Below are 18,173 nucleotides of genomic sequence, written 5' to 3'. Positions count from 1 at the left end.
ATTTTTGCTGCATTTTGCCGTTGGGCGACGGTCGACCGTCGCCCAGGCCTTAAAATCCCCCGATGATCACTGAATTCGATTGGCAGGATGCTGCCGGCACCCATCCCGCCTTGTGGCGCTCGGAGGCGGCTTTGCCGCTGCCCGAGCAACTGGTGGCGATCAACGATGCCTGTTCGCCCGACGAAGCCCTGGCGCGCCTGCAGGCGGGGGAAACCCTGCTCTGGCAGGGCGACTGGGTACGGGGGCGCCACCTCATGCAGGCGTTGACGCGTCTGGTCGATCGCTTGCGCGACGGGCCTCGCAGCAAACCGCGTACGCCGGCCGAAGCCTTTGAACTGCACCGTGTGCGCCAAGGGCGCCGGGCCGGGCTGCTGGCCCGCCTGGTGGTGCTGGTGGATGGGCAATATCGCGTTCCGCTGCGCCGTGCTCAGCCCGTGGCGGAAGCCTGTCAGGCAGCCTGGGGCGCGTCGACCGGCCAGCCGACCCTGCTCGCCCTGCGCGAATTGCTGGCCGTGATCAGCGCCTGGGAGTGGCGCAAGAAAGGCCTTCCGGTGCCGGCCTTGCAGGGGCGGCTTTACCCGCATTACGGGGTGTTTTCGCCAGTACGCGGCGAGTACGTGAACCTGGTGGCCGAGGCGCCCTTGCCATCGGTTTGCCGGACGGCGTTCGATATCGGCACCGGGTCCGGCATCCTGGCCGGGATTCTGGCGCGCCGCGGAGTGCCGCAGCTTGTGGCTACCGATCAGGATCCGCGGGCACTTGCCTGTGCCGCAGAGAACTTTGAGCAACTGGGCCTGTCGGCGACGGTCGACCTGCAAAAATGCGATCTTTTCCCGGCGGGGCGGGCCGATCTGGTCGTGTGCAACCCGCCCTGGGTACCGGCCCAGCCCAGTTCGCCGATTGAATATGCGGTCTACGATCCGGATTCCCGGATGTTGCGCGGCTTTTTGGCCGGCCTGGCGGCGCACCTGAAGCCGGGCGGCGAGGGCTGGTTGATCATCTCGGATCTGGCCGAGCACCTCGGCCTGCGCAGTCGGGAGACCCTGCTCTCCTGGATCGAGGCGGCCGGGCTGCGGGTGCTGGGGCGTCTGGATACCCGCCCGGTGCACCCCAAGGCTCAGGCCGGGGGCGATCTGCTCCATGCCGCGCGGCGGGCCGAGGTCACGTCGCTCTGGCGGCTCGGCCTCTGAATCAGGGTGGGCGCGTGCGGGTACAGGATTCTTCGAACACGAGCTTGAGGACACGTCACGATGGGCATGCATCCCAAACACGATCGCAGCGCTGAGATCGCCAATTTTTACGCCCTGCTCTTCGAGGATGACAAGGCGTCAGCCCTTGCCTTCCTGCAGGTGCAAGGCCTGATCGACGCCGCTGCCCTGCCGCGCTGGCAGGCCCTGTGTGAGGCCTGGCAGGGCGCCGGGATCGCTCGGGCCGAGGCCTGCGATTATTTTCGCGCCGCGCTGGCAGCACGTCCTGAGGACGGTGTGTTGTTGCCTGCCCGTCGGACCCTGCAGATCATCGCCAATTACCGGGCAGCCATCGCGCGGTTTGGTGCGCGCTTCAGCCAGGTTGAGGACTTGCGCGGCAAGGTTGTGCTCGATTTCGGGGCCGGCGTCTATTCGCCCCTTACCGCCAGTGCTGTGCTGTACTGCAATGGTTTTGAGCGTGCGTATGCCTTCGAGCCATTCCCGATCCACCCGACTTTCGTTCAGACCGCCTGGCTGACGCTGATTAACGGCATGATCGACCAGCCTGCCCCTTACCTGTTCAGCGGGATCGCGCCGGACGAGTTTCTCGCGCGTGCCCGGTCATTGCTGTTGCCGGGGCTGAGCGAAGCGCTGCAGGCATTTGCACGCCGGGAGACGGTATCGCTGGCCTTGGGCGGTGTGGTCCTCGTGAGCGACATGGCCGCGCTGCCCCGGGGGGGGATCGACGTGCATTTCAGCAATTCCGTTCTCGAGCATGTGGACGATATCGGGCTGTATTTCGACCGCCTGGCCGCTTGTGCGGCGCCTGGCGGGCAGGGATTCCACATCGTGGATTTTTGCGATCACCGCCACTACGATGATCCCCGCCTGCATCCGATGGAGAAGTACTACGACGGGGTCTGCCACGAAATCAACGGGCTCTTGCCGGCCGCGATGGAGGCGGCGATTGCCGAAAGCGGCTGGCAGCTGGCGAAGCAGACCGTACAGACTGTCCCGGCTGCTTATTTCGAGCGTGAGGCCAGGACGATGGTCTCACCGTATGCACTTGCCGGCATGGCAGAGCTCGAACAGTACGTGAACTACTATCAGGTCACCCGCTGATTGCGGTGCATGTTCGCGACCCCGGGGTACGGGACCGCGAACATGATGACTTTAGAACGTCGCCCAGTCGCCCCCGTCATCCGGAGCGCTTTGCGTCGGCGCGCTCAGGCGGGCTCTCGCTTGGGCCGGGGCCGGCGCTGCGTGGCGGGGCGAGGGCAGGGCGGTACGCTGATTTCCGCGGGCATGGTCTGACAAGCGGAACATCCCGGCCATGTGCTGCAGTTCTTCCGCCTGCTGCGCGAGCGATTCGGCGGCGGCGGCGGCTTCTTCGACCAGCGCGGCATTTTGCTGCGTGGTTTCGTCCATCTGGGTGACGGCCTGGGCCACCTGCTCGATCCCGGTTTTTTGTTCCTGCGAGGCATCGCTGATGTTGGCGACAATGCTGTTGACCGAGTCGATGGCCGTGACGATCCGGTCGATCGCGGTGCCGGCTTCTTCTGCCTGACGGGTGCCGCGCTCCACTTTTTCGACGGAGTCCGAAATCAGTCCGGAAATTTCCTTGGCGGCCTCGGCCGAGCGTTGCGCCAGGGAGCGGACTTCGGAGGCTACCACCGCAAAGCCTTTGCCTTGTTCGCCGGCTCGGGCCGCTTCGACGGCGGCATTGAGCGCGAGGATGTTGGTCTGGAAGGCGATCCCGTCGATGACCCCAATGATGTCGCCGATCTTGCGCGAACTCGCCTGGATCTGGAGCATGGTTTCCGCATTGGCCTTGACCACGCTGCCCCCCTGGTTGGCAATGGCCGCCGCGTCGCTGGCCAGTACGCTGGCATGCTTGGCACTGTCCGTATTCTGCTGAACCATGCTGGTGAATTGCTCCATGCTGGCGGCGGTTTCTTCCAGGCTGGAGGCTTGTTCTTCCGTACGGGCAGACAGGTCGCGGTTGCCGGCCGAGATTTCCTGGGAGGCGGTATTGATGGCATCGACCGCCTGGACGATATTGCCGATCAGGTCACGCAGTTTGCTGACGGTCGCGTTCAGGGCGTTCGCGGTTTCACCGAAGAGGCCGGGGTAGCGTTGCTCGATCGATTCGGTCAGATTGCCGTCGGCCAGGGTCTGGCTGACCCGGGCAATATCGCCCAGGGCTTCATTGGCGGTGTTGCCCAGGCCGTTGAGCAATTCGCCCAGGGTCCGGGCGTAGCCCTGTTTGTCCGCCGTGCTGATGTGGGTGCTGAAGTCACCGCGGGCGGCAGCGTCGACAAAGCCGCGCACTTCCTCGATCACCGTGCTCAGAGCCTCAACCGTCACATTGACGGCACCGGCGGTCTGGCCAAAGGTGCCGGGATACACCGTCTGAATCTTCTGGGAAAGGTCGCCCTGCGCCAGCGCACCGGCAACACGGGCAATATCCTGCAAGCTGGTGTCGGTGGTGCTGACCAGCTGATTGAGGGCATCGCTGATGTCGCGTCCGAAACCCTGCTTGCCCGCCATGTTGATCCGCCGCGTCAGGTCGCCGTGTTCAGCGGCACGGGCCATTTGATGAATGTCGCTGACCAGCGTCTTCAGTCCGGCCTGCATGTTGGCCATGGCGGTGAGCAACTGACCGACTTCGTCCTGCGTTTGCGGGGTGATGCTGCTGTCCAGTTGTCCAAGCGCAATCGCTTCCGCTGTGCCGACTGCCTGCTGCAGGGGCTGAATGATGCCGCGTGCGATGGCCATGCCGATGAAGGTGATGAGGGCCAGCATGGCGGCGGCCGTGATGACCATCAGGGTGGTCATGGTCTGGGCCAGCGCATCCGCGTCTTCGCGGGCGCTGTCGGCCAGGCGGGTGTTCAGTTCGATCACCTCGCCCAGGGTCTTTTCTGCTGCGTTGTAATGCGGGCGCATCTGTTCGTATTCCGCATAAAAACGCGTAAACAGTGCTTTCTGCTGCTTTTCGATGCTGGCAGGATCACCTTGCAGGCGGGCCAGTTCGCTGATGATCTGGTTCAGTTTCTGATCGTCGGCTTTCCAGACCGCCCATTCCTGCTCGAAACGCTTCCACAGGACGGCCTCTTCGTCCGTTTGCGGGAGGGGCTCGTAGATTTTCCACCCCTTCTCAGCCCGCTCCCAGGCAATTTTGCGTTTGACGAGGCGGTCGGCAAACTGGGCCTGGGCTTTGTAATCGTTTTCCCAGATCGAGGTCTCGATGGTCCGCATACGAATGGCGGTTTGGGCTTCGTTCAGGGTTTGCAGCCCTTGCACGGAGGGGAGGCGGACAGTGGCCACTTCATCCGTGGCCTTGCCTTGCTTGCTCAGTGCAAAAAGACCGACGCCGCCCACGATGAGGAGGGCGAGTCCGGCGCAGATAATGAGCCAGGTCAGCTTTTGCTTGATGGACAATGAGTTCAGCATGATTTCCCTTTTGATAAGCTGAGCCATGGGCAACGATGGTGCATAGTGCCAAAAGTGATACAAAAAAGACAGTCAGGGTTATTCCGGCTGTAAAACTGTGGCGTATCTGTGACGCCCAGAAAAAGCACGGCAGAAAGCATCTGCCGCCGCTCCTTTGCAAGTCTGTATTTTCATTTTATTGACATGTTTTTGTAACGGGAGTCACTCACAATGCCCGCTTTGCCCACGGAGATCACGATGGACCTGTTGCTCTGGCGTCATGCCGAAGCCGAGGAAGGCGAGGACGACCTCAAGCGTCGTCTGACCGCGCGCGGCGAGAAGCAGGCCAAGGCCATGGCAGCCTGGCTGCGTGCCCACCAGCCCAAAGATTTGCGGATTCTGGTGAGCCCGGCAGTGCGTACCCAGCAGACGGCTGAAGCGCTCAAGATGCCTTTCGAAACCCAGCGCAAGCTGGGTCCGGATGCCTGCGTTTCCGAGTTGATCGCTGCTTCCGGCTGGCCTGATGCCAAAGGGGCTGTGCTCATCGTGGGCCATCAGCCCGGCCTGGGGCGTTTGGCCTCCCTGCTCCTGGGGGGGCAGGAGGCGGACTGGAGCATCAAGAAAGGCGCGCTCTGGTGGATCAGTAATCGGGTGCGCCGCGGTGAGACACAAAGTGTCCTGCGCGCCATGATTCCCGTTGAATTGCTGGACTAGACAAGCGTCTTGCATCGGCGTGAAATAGACCTTTTGCCTGTGCAAAGGGAGTGCGCCAATGACAACGAAAAAAGAGAATCCCCAACCGCCGAAACCGCCCGTCGTGGAGGCCAAGCCAAGCCCCGCCAGAAAGGCCCCGGCGCCGCGCCAGCGGCGGGTTGCCCAAGGGGATGTTCCCCCGAAGCTGACGCCTGCCGGTGTCGCCCAGTTTTCCGTGCAGGCGGCGGTCGACGCCGCCCAGACCAGCAAAATGCAAGCCTTGCGCGATGTCATCAATGGCATGTCGCCGGAGGAGTCTTCCGCGCTGCTCAAAGGGTTGCTCAAACAGCAACGCATGCTGAAGGCACCGGCCTCGCCCAACCCGGACGAAGAGTTGTGCCCGGACTGGCGCAAGGGCGGTTATCCGTACAAACACCTGATGCAGCGTCGCAACTACGAGCAGCAGAAGTACCGTCTGCAGGTCGAGTTGCTGAAACTGCAGGCCTGGGTCAAGGAGACCGGCGCCAAGGTGGTGATTCTCTTTGAAGGGCGGGATGCAGCCGGCAAGGGCGGCACGATCAAGCGCTTCATGGAACACCTGAATCCGCGCGGCGCCCGCGTTGTCGCGCTGGAAAAGCCGACGGAAACCGAGCGCGGCCAGTGGTACTTCCAGCGTTATGTGCAGCATCTGCCGACCAATGGCGAAATCGTGCTCTTCGACCGTTCCTGGTACAACCGCGCCGGTGTCGAGCGCGTGATGGGCTTCTGTTCAGATACCGAATATTCAGAATTTGTCCGTCAGTGCCCGGAATTCGAGCGCATGCTGGTGCGTAACGGCATTCACCTGATCAAGTTCTGGTTTTCGGTCAGTCGCGAAGAGCAGCGCCGCCGCTTCCGCGAGCGCAAGGTGCATCCGCTCAAGCAATGGAAACTCTCGCCGATCGACCTTGCCTCACTCGACAAGTGGGATGACTACACGAAGGCCAAGGAAGCCATGTTCTTCCACACAGATACGGCGGATGCGCCCTGGACGGTGATCAAGTCGGACTGCAAGAAGCGCGCGCGCCTCAATGCCTTGCGCTACATCCTGCACAAGCTGCCCTATGCCAACAAGGATGTCGGGCAGGTCGGCAACCTGGATCCGCTCATCGTTGGCCGGGCCAACGTGGTCTATGAGCTGGGCGAGCAGCAGGGGCTGCCCATCCTCTGAGTCTCAGCTGACGACGTAAGCGGCGCTGCCGGTCGCGATCAGCAGCCCGCTCTCGTTCTCCAGGCTCATCTGAACCGAGGCAATACGGCCGCCGAGACGGGTTACCCGTCCGGTGGCCGTAAATTTTTTCCCGATGCCCTGGTGCAGGAAATCGGTCCGCAAGTCGATCGTGCCGATGCGGCCAAACCGATGGCCGATCTGTTCGGCCGTTTCGTTGCAGAACTTGTCGGCGATACCGACCGTCACGGCAAAACCGCCCACCGTATCCAGCGCGGCCGCGATCACCCCGCCATGCAGACGGCCATGCAGATAGTGGCCGATCAGCTCCGGGCGCATGCCAAAACTCAGGCTGGGCGCGACAGGGTCGAAGGACTCCACTTTGAGCCCGAGTACTTCGTTGAAGCGCAGCTTGTGCTCGAACACGTCGCGCAATATGGCTTCAAGGCGGATTTGCTCCTCGGCAGAGCGGCGGGGAAGAGGCGTGTGCGGCATGAGCGAACCCATCGATGGCTGAATCAGGGCTCCGATTCTAGGCCATACGGTTCGGTATGGGAATGTGCGTGGCGTCCCGTTGCGCCATCAACTGGCAGCCGCTGGGGCCGCCGCCGCCAGGGCTGGCCGGGGCGGCAGGGAAATCCACAGCGCCGCACCGGCAATCATCAACCCGCCCAGCCAGCCAGCCGGGGCCAGTGCTTCTCCCAGCCAGAACACGGCGAACAGGGCGCCCCACAAGGGTTCGCTGCCGAGCAGCAGGGTCACCTGGGTCGGACTGCTGCGGCCAAGGGCCCGGTTCATGGCCCAGAAGGCAAACAAGGTGCAGAGCACGGTGAGATAGGTAATGGCCCCCCAGAATGTCGGGCTTGTCGGGAGCGGTGGCAGGTGGCCGGCGGGGGACAAAACGGCAAGTACTGCCAGCGCACCGCTGCCGACCATCAAGCCCTGTGCGGCGGTGAGCCCGAGACTGTCGACATGCTGATGACGCATCAGGTGTGTGGTCAGGCAGGTCTGAAAAGCGCGAATCAGGGCTGCAAGGAGCATCAGGGCATCCCCGGCGTTGATGCCTTCCGCAGCCAGACCGGTGAGCAGCCAGGTGCCGAGCAGGGAGATCAGCGCAGCCAGCCAGAGCCGGCCTGCCGGTCGACGGCCCAGCCAGGCCCATTCCACACCCGGCGTGAGGAGTAGGCAGAGACTGACCAGAAAAGCGGCATTGCCTGCCGTGGTCTGGGCAACGCCCGCTGTTTCAGCGAAAAAGATGGCGAGCAGGCCAAGGCTGGTCGGGGCGGCCACAAGGAGCGTCGTACGGCGTTGCGTCGCCGGCAGACGCAGCCAATACGGGGCCAGCACGCCGGCGGTCAGCAGAAAGCGGATGGCGATGACGCCTGCAACGGGATACCAGTTCAATGCGGTTTTGACCACGCTGTAGCTACTGCCCCAGATGCCGGCAATCAGCAGGAGGAGCAGGGCTGGCGGCAGGCGGGCGGGTGAGAGGCGGCTCAGGATGGATGCGGGCATGGCAGACAGATAGGGGACGAAAAGCGCTTGCGGCGGGAGGGGCTTAGTATGAAACTGGATCCATCTGTTGATAATCGGATGTAAAAGCAAAGGATTTGTGCTTGATGAGAATAAATGAGCTCCTCCCCTTGCTGCCGGACCTGGCTGCGCTCGTGGCGGTCAGCGAGGCGGGTTCATTCAGTGCGGCGGCACGGGCCCAGGGCAGCACCCCGTCGGCAGTGAGTCGGCAAGTGGCGCGCCTGGAAGCGGCCCTGGGCCTGAAGGTTTTCGAGCGCAGCACGCGCCGTCTGCGCCTGACTGCGGGTGGGCAGGAGGTGTTGCGGCACGCGCGCAGCATGCTGGATGCTGCCCATGCCGCTTGCGATGGGGCTGCCAGGCATGCCAGCACGGTGGCGGGGCGGGTCCGCATCGCCGCACCCAAGGCTGCTTTGCGGCAATTGATTCACCCGGAATTACCCCGTTTGCTGAATGCTTACCCCCATCTCGACCTGGAATTGGCGGTCAGTGACCATGCTGTGGATTTCATTGCCGGTGGGGTCGATATCGCCTTGCGCTTTGGCGATCCGCCGCCGGGCTATGTCGCGCGTCCCTTCATCGAAGTACGTACCCTGCTGTACGCCAGCCCGGACTATCTGGCACGCGCCGGAACGCCGCAGCAGCCTGCCGATCTGGCCCAGCACAGCTGCCTCCATCTGGCGGAAATGCCCGGGGACGACGAGTGGTGTCTGGTCAGTGGCGATGAGCGCCGGGTGGTCAATGTCCGGGGGCGCTATGCGAGTAACCACAGCGAAATGCGGCGCGAAGCGGCGGAAGCCGGCTTCGGCATTGCGTGCCTGCCCGATTTCACGGCGCGCCACGCCCTGGCCCAAGGTCTGTTGGTGCCGGTATTGCCGGGCTGGCAATTGCTCGGGCGCTATCAAGGCAGCAACTGGCTGGTGTACAGCGCCGACCGCTATCGGGCGCTGCGGGTGCGTGTGGTGGTCGACTTTCTCCTGGAGATTGCGGACCGTCTGGGGAAGGGCCCGGCACACCCCTGAGCGGGGTGCACCGGTGAGCGCCTCAGCGGGCGTTCCTTTGAGATGACTCAGCGCGCCTGCCGCATTTGTCCGGGCGTGCCGGTCCAGACGCGCATGATGCGATAGGGCGCTTTGCCGAGGTCGTCGCCGCCGGTGAAAGCGGGCGTCAGATGGAGTTGATTGACGGCAATGTAGAGCCAGGCATCCGGACCGAACTGGACATTGTCCGGCCAATGCAGGCGGGCATCTCGCACCAGGGGCGTGAGGGTGCCGTCCGGACTGAGGCGGTCGATGCCGTTCTCATTCAGGTTGGTGAAGAAGTGGTGGCCAGCATCATCGGTCGCCGCGCCATCCGAAACCGGCTTGGCGCCCACGCTGCGGATGGCGCGGGCAATCTCCTCATGCGTGCCGCTACGCAGCAGTGCGCTGGGGACGCTGTACCAGTGCAGGCCGTTCATCGCACCGAAATACACCGTCTGACCATCCCGGGAGAGGGTGATGGGATTGACGCCGACCCGCGCCGGCGCACCGCCAAACCGGGTTGGCTGACCGTCGACTTTCATCTCCGCCTGCGCCTCGGCCTCCAGGGCGGGATGCCCTTCAAACCGGCGAGCCTTGCCTGTGGCGATCTCGACGGCGATCAAGCCCGGCGGCGCGATGTCCGCCAGGTAAATCCACCCTTTTTCGGCGTCGACCGCCAGATCCTGCACAAATGCCCCTTTGGGCGCGATATCGGAAGGCAGTTCAAGCGTGTGGCGGACTTGGCCGCTGGCGATGTCGAATCCCCAGATCCGGCTTTTGCCGAGATTCAGCCCCATGTCCGTGACCCAGAGGCGGCCGCGTGTGTCCTGTGCGATACCGAGTGGCGTGTCCAGTCGGCCCTCGCTCTTGTTGCCGGCCTCGCTTTGCACGCTGCTGTCGGGCCAGGCGTGATAGCGGTTGGGGGCGGTGATTTCAATCAGTTGCAGGCCGGCGGGTTTGTCGAGTGGATGGACGGTCGCAAAGACCCGTCCGTCGCGGGTAGCGGTCACGTTGCCTGGGCGAATGGGCAGGGTGGCCACCTCTTCCAGCGTTCCCACCGAGGGGGCGGCCATGCTCAGCTGGGAGAGGCTGACGAGTAAAGTGGCAAGGAGCGTTCGTGTTTGGGACATGATGGATTCCTGTTGCAGGGGAGGGATTCAGAGTTCTGTGAACAGCGCGGCTTCGGGCAGGCGGGACTTGGGTTGTCTGGCATTGAAATCATCCGGGCTGCGATAGCCGAGCGACAGGATGACCAGACTGGTGAGGCCCTGTGGGCGCAGCCCCAGCGCCTCGTCCAGGATGCGGGCATCGAAACCCTCCATTGGACAGGCATCCAGCCCCAGTGTCGCGGCGCCCAGGAGGGCCGTGCCGAGGGCGAGATAGACTTGCTTCGCCATCCAGTGCTGCACGTCCTTCTGGTCGAAACGGTGCAGATCGACATAGAAACTGCGGGCCGTGTGCTGCCCTTCCTTTGCAGCGGGGGTGGCGAAGCGCCCATCCCGGTCCTCCTGATCGAGCAGGCGGGCGAGGTGGGCTGCATCGACATCACTGCGGGCGCAGAAAACGATGACGTGCGACGCGTGCTTGATCTTGGCCTCGTTGTAGGCATACCCCGGCTGGGTGGCTTGGGCGATGCGTGCCTTGGCTTCATCGCTGCTGGCGACGATGAAATGCCAGGGTTGCGAGTTCACGGAGGAAGGGGCATGGCGGAGCAGGGTGCGTATTTGCGCGATCTGCTCGGGCGGGATTTTCCGTGTCGGATCGAAGGCTTTGGTGGTGTAACGCTGCTGCGCGTGCTGGACGATGTTCATGTGCTTGCTCCTGGTGTGCGGATATCGGAAATCAGGGATGACGCATGATGCGATGCCGGGGACGATTGAAAAAGCAGGCAAAGTGACATTAACTTTCAACGAAATGTTGAAAATCGAGGCGTGGGCGCTTAGCATTTGCGCATGAAAATGTGGCGTGACATGGAAGTCTTTTTGCTGGCGGCCGATACAGGCAGCCTGTCTGCGGCTGCCCGTCATCTCGATATGACGCCGGCGGCGGCCAGCCTGGCGCTGAAGCGTCTGGAAGCCGAGGTGGATGCGCCGCTCTTTCTGCGGACGACCCGCAGCCTGCGCCTGACCCACGAAGGTCAGGCTTTTCTGGAGCCGTGTCGACAAGCGCTGCAGTTGCTGGCGGATGGCCGGGATGCCGCGCAGACCGGCAGCGCGTCCTTGCGCGGTCTATTGCAGCTCTCGGCGCCTTCTGACTTGGGGCGCCATGCGCTGATGACCTGGCTGGATGCCTTTCAGCGCCAACACCCCGGGCTGCAATTGCGTTTGCTGCTCTCGGATCGCTTGACCGACATCTACCGTCAGCCCGTTGATCTTGCCCTGCGCTATGGTGGCCTGGTGGATTCCAGTCTGGTGGCGCTTCCCATTGCGCCACAAAACCGGCGGATCTTGTGCGCAGCCCCGGCCTACCTGGCACGCGCCGGCGAGCCGGCGCATCCCGAGGTACTGGCGGCGCACAATTGCCTGTGCTTTACCCTGGATGGCAGCGTGCACGACCGCTGGCCGTTTTCTCAGTCAGGCGATACCTTGACAGTGAACGTACGGGGCGACCGGGTGGCCGATGATGGTGACGTGGTGCGGCGTTGGGCGCTGGCAGGGCATGGTGTCGCTTACAAGTCGGCGCTCGATGTGGCCGATGACATCCGTAGCGGCCGCTTGATTCATCTCTGCCCGGCATGGTCCGGGGAGCGGGTGCCGCTCAATCTGATCTGCGCCGACCGACGTCAGATCAGCCCGCTTGTCCAGGCCTTGCGAAGCTTTTTGACAGCCCGTTGCGAGGCGCATCTGAGCGGTGTGTTGACGCCTCGCTGAGGGGCAAAAAAAAGGCGACGGGGTTAACCGTCGCCTAAAGACGAACGCCAAGAGGCTTGGCGTAACGCAGAGGACCTGTGCTTACTTCTTGCGCGGCGGCGGAACGTCCGTGCAGGAGCCGTGCGCGACTTCGGCGGCCATGCCGACCGTCTCGCCCAGCGTCGGGTGCGGGTGAATGGTCTTGCCGATGTCGACCGCATCGCAACCCATTTCGATGGCCAGGCAGACTTCGCCGATCATGTCGCCGGCCGACGGGCCGACGATGGCGCCGCCGATGACGCGGTGCGTTTCGGCATCGAAGATCAGCTTGGTGAAGCCGTAGTCGGCGCCGTTGGCGATGGCGCGACCGGAAGCCGCCCAAGGGAACTTGGCGGTTTCGATCTTGCGGCCCTCCTTCTTGGCCTGATCTTCGGTGTAGCCGACCCACGCCACTTCCGGATGGGTGTAGGCCACGCCCGGAATCACCTGCGCGTCGAAGGCAGCCTTGTGGCCGGCGGCGACTTCGGCGGCAACGTGGGCTTCATGCACGGCCTTGTGGGCGAGCATGGGCTGACCGACCAGATCGCCGATGGCGAAGATGTGCGGGACATTGGTGCGCATTTGGGCATCGACCGGAATGAAGCCGCGGTCGGTGACGATGACGCCCGCCTTCTCGGCGGCGATCTTCTTGCCGTTCGGCGCGCGTCCGGCGGCTTGCAGGATCATGTCGTACTTCACCGGCTCGGTCGGGGCGCCCGAATTTGCGTCCGCTCCTTCGAAGCGGACATAAAGCCCGTCTTCCTTGGCGTCGACCGCAACCGTCTTGGTCTTCAACATGATCTTGTCGAAGCGGTGCAGATTCTGCTTTTCCCAAACCTTGACGGCGTCGCGGTCCGGGCCTTGCATCAGGGCATCGGCCATTTCGACGACATCGACCTTGGCGCCCAGCGTCGAATAGACGGTGGCCATTTCCAGACCGATGATGCCGCCGCCGATGACCAGCATCTTTTCCGGTACGAAGCGCAGTTCGAGGGCGCCCGTGGAGTCAACGATGCGCGGGTCGCGCGGGATGAAGGGCAGATGCACGGCGGCCGAGCCGGCCGCGATGATGCACTGCTTGAACTTCACGACCTTCTTGGTGCCGGTCTTGTCCTGGCCGGCACCGTCGGTCACCTCGACCTCGATGTGGTTCGGGTCGATGAAGGCACCGTAGCCGCGCACGACCTCGACCTTGCGGCCCTTGGCCATGCCGGCCAGACCGCCGGTCAGCTTGCCGACGACCTTTTCCTTGTGGGCGCGCAGCTTGTCGATATCGACTTGCGGCGCCGCGAAGGTGACACCCAGGTCATTGGCATGACTGGCTTCGTCGATGATTTCAGCGACATGCAGCAGGGCCTTGGACGGGATGCAGCCGACGTTCAGACAGACGCCGCCGAGCGTGGCGTAACGCTCGACGATGACCGTCTTCAAGCCGAGGTCGGCCGAACGGAAGGCGGCCGAGTAGCCGCCGGGGCCGGCGCCGAGCACGAGCATGTCGCACTCGATGTCGGCACCGCCGGCATGGCTGGCGGCCGTCGGCGCTGCCACGGGGGCAGCCGCCGGGGCCGGTGCGGCTTGCGCGGCAGGTGCCGCAGCGGCGTCGCTGGCGCCGGCCTCGACCTTGATCAGCAGGGCGCCTTCGCTGACGCGCGAACCCAGCTGGACCAGCACTTCCTTGACCGTGCCCGCGACCGGGCTCGGCACATCCATGGTGGCCTTGTCGGATTCGAGGGTGGCGATGGCGTCATCCACCTTGATCGTGTCGCCGACCTTGACGAACAGGTCGATCACCGGCACGTCGGAGAAATCGCCGATATCCGGGACTTTGACTTCAACGAGACTCATGCTCATCTCCCCTTACAGCGCCACGCGGCGGAAGTCGGCCAGCAGCTGGGCGACATAGACGTTGAAGCGGGTGGCCAGGGCGCCGTCGATGACGCGATGGTCGGCGGTCAGCGACATCGGCAGGGTCAGGCGCGGCACGAACTGCTTGCCGTCCCAGACCGGCTTCATGGTCGACTTGTTGACGCCTAGAATGGCGACTTCCGGCGCATTGACGATCGGGGCGAAGTAGGTGCCACCGATGCCGCCGAGCGAAGAAATCGTGAAGCAGGCGCCGGACATGTCGGCCGGCTTCAGCTTGCCGTCACGCGCCAGCTTGGCCAGATCGCCGGACTCCTGGGCGATTTCGAAGACCGACTTCTTGTCGGCGTTCTTGATCACCGGGACGACCAGACCGTTCGGGGTGTCGGCTGCGAAACCGATGTTGAAGTACTTCTTCATCACCAGGTTGTCGCCGTCGAGCGAGGCGTTGAACTCCGGGAACTTCTGCAATGCCTTGACGCAGGCCTTGACCAGGAAAGCGAGCATGGTCAGCTTGGCGCCGCCACCCTTTTCGTTTTCCTTGTTCAGTTGCACGCGGAAGGCTTCCAGATCGGTGATGTCGGCATCTTCGTGATAGGTCACGGCCGGGATCATCACCCAGTTGCGGGAGAGGTTCTGGCCGGAAATCTTCTTGATGCGCGACAGCGGCTTGACCTCGATTTCGCCGAACTTGGCGAAATCGACCTTCGGCCAGGGCAGCAGATCGAGCACGCCACCGCCGGTGACACCGCCCGAGGCGGAGGCAACCGGGCCGGAAATGGCGCCGGACATCACGCCCTTGACGTACTTGGTCAGGTCTTCCTTGACGATGCGGTTCTTCGGACCGGTCGCCGGCACCTTGGACAGATCAACGCCCAGTTCGCGGGCATAGGCACGGACCGACGGCGACGCGTGGACCTTGGCGCCGATCGGCAGGGCCGGGGCCAGCGCAACCGGAGCGGCGGCGGTCGACGCTGCGGCAGGGGCAGAAACCGGCGCCGGGGCAGCGACCGGTGCGGCCGCCTGCGGGGCGGGTGCTGCAGCAGCCGGAACGGCAGCCGCGGCGGCCCCCGTTTCGACCTTGATCAGCAGCGCACCTTCGCTGACCTTGGAACCCAGCTGAACGAGTACTTCCTTGACCGTGCCGGCCACGGTGCTCGGCACATCCATGGTGGCCTTGTCGGATTCGAGGGTGGCGATGGCGTCATCCACCTTGATCGTGTCGCCGACCTTGACGAACAGGTCGATGACCGGCACGTCGGTAAAGTCGCCGATATCCGGCACCTTGACTTCAACCAGTGCGCCAGCGGCTGCGGGAGCGGCCGGCGCCGGTGCAGCAGCCGGAGCGGGGGCCGGGGCGGCTGCGGGGGCAGCGGCAGGCGCGGCCACGGCACCGGCGGCGCCGGTGTCGACCTTGATCAGCAGCGACCCTTCGCTGACTTTGGAACCGAGTTGCACCAGCACTTCGGTGACCGTGCCGGCGACCGTGCTCGGCACGTCCATGGTGGCCTTGTCGGATTCGAGGGTGGCGATGGCGTCGTCAACCTTGATGCTGTCGCCGACTTTCACGAACAGGTCGATGACCGGCACGCTGTCGAAATCGCCAATGTCCGGGACTTTGACTTCGATGATTTGGCTCATGTTGGTCTCCTTCCCTTAAACCGACATCGGATTCGGCTTGGCCGGATCCAGGTTGTACTTGACCAGTGCGGCGGCAACCTTTTCGCGCTCGATCTTGCCTTCGTCAGCCAGTGCCTTCAGGGCTGCCAGCGTGACCCAGTGACGATCGACCTCGAAGTGGTGACGCAGCTTCTCGCGGGTGTCGGAACGGCCAAAGCCATCGGTGCCCAGGGTCACATAGGTGCCCTTGACGAAGGGACGGATCTGCTCGGCGAAGAGCTTGACGTAGTCGGTGGCGGCGATGACCGGGCCGGTGCTGCCAGCGAGCTTCTGCTCGACGTGCGACAGCTTCGGTGCTTCCAGCGGGTGGAGCAGGTTCCAGCGGGCGGTATCCTGGCCGTCACGGGCCAGCTCGTTGAAGGACGGGCAGCCCCAGATGTCGGCTTCGACGCCCCAGTCGTTCTTGAGCAGGTCGGCGGCGGCGATGACTTCGCGGAAGATGGTGCCGGAGCCCAGCAGCTGGACGCGCAGATCGCCCGCGCCACCCTTCTTGAAGGCATACATGCCCTTGATGATGTCAGCCTCGGCGCCGGCCGGCATTTCCGGATGCTCGTAGTTCTCGTTCATCACCGTCAGGTAATAGAACACGTCTTCCTGTTCGACGTGCATGCGGCGCAGGCCGTCCTGGGTGATGACCGCGACTTCGTACTGGAAGGTCGGGTCGTAGGAAACACAGTTCGGGATCAGGTTCGACAGGATCAGGCTGTGGCCGTCTTCGTGCTGCAGGCCTTCACCGTTCAGGGTGGTGCGACCGGCGGTGCCGCCGATCAGGAAGCCGCGGGCACGCTGGTCGCCGGCAGCCCAGCAGAGGTCCATGACGCGCTGCAGGCCGAACATCGAGTAGCAGATGTAGAACGGGATGGTCTGCACGCCATGTACGGAGTACGAGGTGGCAGCCGCGATCCAGTCGCTCATGGCGCCGGATTCATTGATGCCTTCCTGGAGCACCTGGCCGTCCTTCGATTCCTTGTAGAACATGAGCTGGTCATGATCTTCCGGCACGTAGTTCTGGCCTTGCTGGTTCCAGATGCCGACGGCGCGGAACATGCCTTCCATGCCGAAGGTGCGGGATTCGTCCGGCACGATGGGCACGACGTTACGGCCGACCTGCTTGTCCTTCAACAGCATGTTCATGATGCGCACGATGGCCATGGTCGTGGACAGTTCGCGGCCTTCGCCGGAGGCCTTGAGCAGGGCATCGAATTTGTCGAGGCTCGGAATGGCCAGCGGCTCGGCCTTCTGGCGACGCTTCGGCAGGAAACCGCCGAGGGCCAGGCGACGATCGCGCATGTACTGGTATTCCGGGCTGTCTTCCGCAAACTTCAGGTAGGGCAGCTCTTCGAGCTTGTCGTCCGGCACCGGCAGGTTGAAGCGGTCACGGAAGCGGCCGATCTGCTCCTTGTCCATCTTCTTCTGCTGGTGGGAAATGTTCATGGCCTCACCGGCCTGGCCCATGCCGAAGCCCTTGATGGTCTTGGCCAGGATCAGGGTCGGTGCGCCCTTGTGGGTGACGGCGGCGTTGTAGGCGGAGAAGATCTTGAAGATGTCGTGGCCGCCACGGTTCAGGTTCCAGATCTCGTCGTCGGTCCAGTCTGCGACCAGCTCACGCAGTTCCGGCGTATTGAAGAAGTTTTCACGGACGTAGGCGCCGTTCTTGGCCTTGAAGGTCTGGTACTCGCCATCGCAGAGTTCCATCATGCGCTTCTTCAGGATGCCCTTCTTGTCGCGGGCGAACAGCGCATCCCAGTGGGTGCCCCAGATCAGCTTGATGACGTTCCAGCCGGCACCGCGGAATTCGGATTCGAGTTCCTGAATGATCTTGCCGTTACCGCGCACCGGGCCGTCCAGGCGCTGCAGGTTGCAGTTGATGACGAAAATCAGGTTGTCCAGCTTTTCACGGCCGGCCATGCCGATGGCGCCGAGCGATTCGACCTCGTCGGTCTCGCCGTCGCCGAGGAAGGCCCAGACCTTGCGCTGTTCGGCCTTGGCGGCGTCGATCAGGCCGCGCGAAGCCAGGTACTTCATGAAACGGGCCTGGTAGATGGCCTGGATCGGGCCGAGGCCCATCGAGACGGTCGGGAACTGCCAGAAATCCGGCATCAGCCACGGGTGCGGGTAGGAGGAGATGCCCTTGCCGTCGGTTTCCTGACGGAAGTTGTCCATCTGCGACTCGGTCAGGCGACCCAGCATGAAAGCGCGGGAATAGACGCCCGGCACGGAGTGGCCCTGGAAGAAGATCAGGTCGCCACCGGTTTCATGGTCGATGCTCTTCCAGAAATGCGAAAAGCCGACGTCGTAGAGGGCGGCGGCAGAGGCGAAGGAGGCAATGTGGCCGCCCACGTTGGTGTGCTTGTTGGCACGGACGACCATGGCCATGGCGTTCCAGCGGATATAGGAGTGAATCTTGATCTCCATGTCCGGGTTACCCGGATACTTGGGCTGGCGGTCGGCGGGAATGGTGTTGATGTACTCGGTATTGGCCGAGTAAGGGATGTCGATGCCGTCTTCGCGGGCTTGACCAATGAGCTTCTCGATCAGGTAGTGCGCGCGGTCGGCACCTTCCTGGGCGATGACGCCTTCGAGGGCGTCAATCCATTCTTTGGTTTCCTGCGGGTCCAGATCTACAGGCTGGGCGTTCGGCTGGTCGGCCATGGTTAGTCTCCTACGTTGG

General features: G+C 63.5%; 14 protein-coding genes. 6 read left to right on the top strand and 8 right to left on the bottom strand.

The genetic code is table 11. The features are described from left to right. Window positions 1–62 precede the first annotated feature (62 nt). Window positions 63–1,190, top strand: coding sequence for a class I SAM-dependent methyltransferase (locus AACO21_RS08395; protein ID WP_346192065.1), 1,128 nt, complete (start codon window positions 63–65; stop codon window positions 1,188–1,190). 66 nt (window positions 1,191–1,256) lie between these two features. Beyond that, entirely contained in the window at window positions 1,257–2,309 is a 1,053-nt protein-coding gene (locus tag AACO21_RS08390) for a methyltransferase domain-containing protein (RefSeq protein ID WP_346192064.1), read from the top strand. Window positions 2,310–2,360: 51 nt separating this feature from the next. Here AACO21_RS08390 and AACO21_RS08385 read toward each other — a convergent pair whose 3' ends face one another. Next, window positions 2,361–4,640: a methyl-accepting chemotaxis protein gene (locus AACO21_RS08385; RefSeq protein ID WP_346192063.1), complete on the bottom strand. Its 2,280-nt coding sequence runs from the start codon at window positions 4,638–4,640 to the stop codon at window positions 2,361–2,363. A 237-nt stretch (window positions 4,641–4,877) separates the two neighbouring features. Between AACO21_RS08385 and AACO21_RS08380 the strand changes: the two genes are divergently transcribed. Next, window positions 4,878–5,333 carry a histidine phosphatase family protein gene (locus tag AACO21_RS08380; RefSeq protein WP_346192062.1) on the top strand — a complete coding sequence of 152 codons (456 nt, stop codon included), beginning with the start codon at window positions 4,878–4,880 and terminating at the stop codon, window positions 5,331–5,333. Window positions 5,334–5,391: 58 nt separating this feature from the next. After that, window positions 5,392–6,522: a polyphosphate kinase 2 gene (gene ppk2 / locus AACO21_RS08375; RefSeq protein WP_346192061.1), complete on the top strand. Its 1,131-nt coding sequence runs from the start codon at window positions 5,392–5,394 to the stop codon at window positions 6,520–6,522. A gap of 3 nt (window positions 6,523–6,525) precedes the next feature. Here the strand turns inward: ppk2 and AACO21_RS08370 are convergent, their stop codons facing one another. Together AACO21_RS08370 and AACO21_RS08365 are read right to left on the bottom strand one after the other, a co-directional pair. Further along, a complete protein-coding gene (locus AACO21_RS08370; RefSeq protein WP_346192060.1) occupies window positions 6,526–7,014 on the bottom strand; it encodes a thioesterase family protein in 489 nt (162 codons plus the stop codon). An 87-nt stretch (window positions 7,015–7,101) separates the two neighbouring features. Next, window positions 7,102–8,034, bottom strand: coding sequence for a DMT family transporter (locus AACO21_RS08365; protein WP_346192059.1), 933 nt, complete (start codon window positions 8,032–8,034; stop codon window positions 7,102–7,104). A gap of 104 nt (window positions 8,035–8,138) precedes the next feature. Between AACO21_RS08365 and AACO21_RS08360 the strand changes: the two genes are divergently transcribed. Next, window positions 8,139–9,071, top strand: a complete 933-nt coding sequence (locus AACO21_RS08360) for a LysR family transcriptional regulator (RefSeq protein WP_346192058.1) — start codon at window positions 8,139–8,141, stop codon at window positions 9,069–9,071. A 47-nt stretch (window positions 9,072–9,118) separates the two neighbouring features. On the opposite strand, the gene AACO21_RS08355 is transcribed toward AACO21_RS08360, so the two are convergent. Together AACO21_RS08355 and nfsB are read right to left on the bottom strand one after the other, a co-directional pair. Next, window positions 9,119–10,201, bottom strand: a complete 1,083-nt coding sequence (locus tag AACO21_RS08355; protein ID WP_346192057.1) for an L-dopachrome tautomerase-related protein — start codon at window positions 10,199–10,201, stop codon at window positions 9,119–9,121. Window positions 10,202–10,228: 27 nt separating this feature from the next. Then, the gene (nfsB, locus tag AACO21_RS08350; RefSeq protein WP_346192056.1) at window positions 10,229–10,882 is read right to left on the bottom strand and encodes an oxygen-insensitive NAD(P)H nitroreductase; all 654 of its coding nucleotides are present in this window, start codon (window positions 10,880–10,882) and stop codon (window positions 10,229–10,231) included. Window positions 10,883–11,023: 141 nt separating this feature from the next. Between nfsB and AACO21_RS08345 the strand changes: the two genes are divergently transcribed. Beyond that, a complete protein-coding gene (locus AACO21_RS08345; protein ID WP_346192055.1) occupies window positions 11,024–11,941 on the top strand; it encodes a LysR family transcriptional regulator in 918 nt (305 codons plus the stop codon). 81 nt (window positions 11,942–12,022) lie between these two features. On the opposite strand, the gene lpdA is transcribed toward AACO21_RS08345, so the two are convergent. From lpdA to aceE, 3 genes are read right to left on the bottom strand one after another with little or no spacing between them, the layout of a single operon-like run. Continuing rightward, entirely contained in the window at window positions 12,023–13,804 is a 1,782-nt protein-coding gene (lpdA, locus tag AACO21_RS08340) for a dihydrolipoyl dehydrogenase (protein ID WP_346192054.1), read from the bottom strand. A 12-nt stretch (window positions 13,805–13,816) separates the two neighbouring features. Then, complete coding sequence (gene aceF / locus AACO21_RS08335) at window positions 13,817–15,463, bottom strand: dihydrolipoyllysine-residue acetyltransferase (protein ID WP_346192053.1); 1,647 nt, start codon at window positions 15,461–15,463, stop codon at window positions 13,817–13,819. 15 nt (window positions 15,464–15,478) lie between these two features. Next, the gene (aceE, locus tag AACO21_RS08330; protein WP_346192052.1) at window positions 15,479–18,154 is read right to left on the bottom strand and encodes a pyruvate dehydrogenase (acetyl-transferring), homodimeric type; all 2,676 of its coding nucleotides are present in this window, start codon (window positions 18,152–18,154) and stop codon (window positions 15,479–15,481) included. Between the last annotated feature and the right edge of the window lie 19 nt (window positions 18,155–18,173).

The sequence above is a fragment of the Dechloromonas sp. ZS-1 genome (genome assembly GCF_039649255.1).
In the GTDB taxonomy this organism is placed as follows: domain Bacteria; phylum Pseudomonadota; class Gammaproteobacteria; order Burkholderiales; family Rhodocyclaceae; genus Azonexus.
Note: the sequence above shows the minus strand (reverse complement) of the source record. Positions and strands in the feature narration are given on the sequence as shown.